The sequence below is a fragment of the Pelovirga sp. genome, assembly GCF_059864205.1.
Genome location: NZ_JCBCBS010000219.1, coordinates 1 through 2,425 on the forward strand (window position 1 = coordinate 1; position 2,425 = coordinate 2,425).

Genomic DNA, 2,425 nt, shown 5'->3' on the forward strand with positions numbered 1-2,425 from the left:
TAATCAGCAAATATTCTTTCATTTCACTTGTTTCGAATTATGTCAGACTACCTAATGAATACTTATACTAAAATCCTGAGAGAATAAAATATATGGAGGATAAAATGACTATAAAATTGTTTTTTGGTAAAATGGTTATATTTACTTTTATTTGTTTTTTTAATTCAAGTATTCTAGTAGAAGCGAATAGTGAAGATTTGTATAAGACAAAACTTGTGTGGGAAGAAGTTTTTACAATTCCAGTAGCATTCGAGAAAATGGGAATATTGAAAACAGATAGTTATTTGTATATTTTTGATGAAAAGAAATATTACGCAATTAGTATTACCTGAATCCGTGAGTTATTGTACTTAAAAAATGCCTTAGATCTTTGACAATCAGCTGATTTCATTATGTTTTTCTGCTATTATTGAGCCGTATTGAAATTCACCCAAGGAGTTTTGTTGTGACATTTCCCCGGTTCAAGCTTGAGCAGTCGGACAAAGAATTCTACACCTCAACATCCGGTCTGGCGTTGGTTGGTGTCGCGCTGAATCGCTATACCAAACTGGTTTACCGAACGGATAAAGCCGCTCCCAAACGAGGCATTGCCACATCGGATGTCCTGCGGAGCTATCTGGGTCTGTTGTGCCAGGGGAAAAGCGATTTTGCTGCCATCCGTCCTTTTTTTGAGGATGATGAATTCTTCCGTCATTCGCTGGGACTGACAAAGGTTCCATCACCGGAAACCCTGCGCCAGCGGCTGGATGAGTTTGCCGAGATCCTGCGGGTCATCGTGGATGCAGGCATGGTGGAATTTTTAAAAAAATCCCAGGCACAGTTAACCCAGTTGGAGACAGGCCATATGCCGTTGGATCTGGATGTCTTTACCCTGGACAACTCGGACACCAAGAAAGAAGGCGTTTCCTATACCTATCGGGGGTTTAACGGATATTCTCCGATGGGTGTCTGGCTGGGAATCGAAGGCTGGTGCCTTGAGATCGAACTGCGTTCCGGTTCCCAGCATGCTCAGCAAGAGTTTATTCCCCTGTTGCGGCGGGCTGTTTTTAAAAGCCGCCAACTGACCGATAGCCCGTTGTTGGTACGCCTTGACAGTGCTCATGATGCCGTCGCGACGTTGGCAACGTTGCTGGAGGAAGGTGTCGACTTTATCGTTAAATGGAACCCGCGCAAAACAGATGTGCCAATCAAAGCCACCGAGGTGTTGTATCACGGCAAGACCGTTCATCAGGATGATAACTGCCGCGTTGCCATCATGACGGAAACCGTCGAACGGACCTACCGGGACGAGGACGGCAACGACAGAATGATCAAGGTTCGCCGTGTCATCAGAGCGACGGAGCGTTATTTCGATCGCCACGGTCAACGCTTGCTGGTGCCGGATCTGGAGATCGAAGGTTGGTGGACCAATCTGACCGTTGCCAAGGACAAGATCATCGAACTCTACAAAGGGCACGCCCTGTGTGAGCAGTATCATTCTGAACTGAAAACCGATCTGGATCTGGAACGACTGCCTTCCGGCAAGTTTGCCACCAACGCTCTGGTCATGAGTTGCTCTGGGCTGGCGTACAACCTGCTGCGGGCCATTGGTCAGGTCGGACTGATGGACAAGAAACAAGCCCGTCGGGCAAAACAACGGCGACGACTGAAAACCGTACTGCAGGATCTGATGTACTTCGCCGCCCGGATGATCCGCCACGGACATGGTCTGGCGCTTCGATTCAGTTGTCACGCCACCTGGCAGGCACGGGCGTTTATCAAAACCTACGAACGCTTTGCCTATGGCTGACGAGAAATTTCTCACTGATCCGGAAAAACAACACGGACGCCGGCAGCGTCAACAGGAAAAGTGCGCCCGGCGACACAGAAGGAGCAGAATGAATGCAATAAAAATCAGCTAAATTGTCAAAGAACAGGTCGGCTTAGCCGACAAACACTGTCGGTAGAGCCGGTTTATCGCTGTTGAATCTGTGAAAATGAGTTCACAGATGAAATACCAGAGGTGCCAATAGGCCACCTCACTGATTCAGGATTTATTTTCAAAGAAGGAGGTTTATTGATGGTCTATTACCCTAACGAGCTTGCACCTTGGGAGAGAAGAAGTGAGTACTACCATACAGTTAATTTAGGAAACAATGTAGAGAGGCAAAACGAATTAATAAGTGCTGGTTTTAATAGAATGTTAGAGGTTCAATTTTCCTGTGCAAATGCAATAGTCTCAAGCCAAGAAATAACTCAGGAGTTACTTTCAGAGGGTTTTTCTGGGTTAATACAGGGAATAAATAATATCAGTGAGGGAATAGATGGACTCAAATCGGCTTTTGAATTTGGAATATCAGAGGTCGTTTGGCAGATTGAACAAAATAGGGAAGTTCTTAAAAGTATTCTAGGTGTATTATCTGCTCCTCTAGACACTCAAGCAAAA

General features: G+C 45.6%; 3 protein-coding genes. All 3 read left to right on the forward strand.

Going from position 1 to position 2,425, the window contains the following annotated elements; genetic code table 11:
- Positions 1-104: 104 nt before the first annotated feature.
- Positions 105-332, forward strand: coding sequence for a hypothetical protein (locus tag AC6F7T_RS13860; RefSeq protein ID WP_500719802.1), 228 nt, complete (start codon positions 105-107; stop codon positions 330-332).
- A gap of 113 nt (positions 333-445) precedes the next feature.
- On the forward strand, positions 446-1,789 hold the full coding sequence (locus AC6F7T_RS13865) for an IS1380 family transposase (RefSeq protein WP_500719804.1): 1,344 nt from the start codon (positions 446-448) through the stop codon (positions 1,787-1,789).
- A 270-nt stretch (positions 1,790-2,059) separates the two neighbouring features.
- Positions 2,060-2,425: hypothetical protein (locus AC6F7T_RS13870; RefSeq protein ID WP_500719805.1), on the forward strand; the 366-nt coding region annotated here is incomplete at its 3' end.

What these genes read in the sequence shown, in the direction of transcription:
- AC6F7T_RS13860 (WP_500719802.1), top strand. Translation starts at nt 105, where the DNA reads ATGACTATAAAATTGTTTTTTGGTAAAATGGTTATATTTACTTTTATT.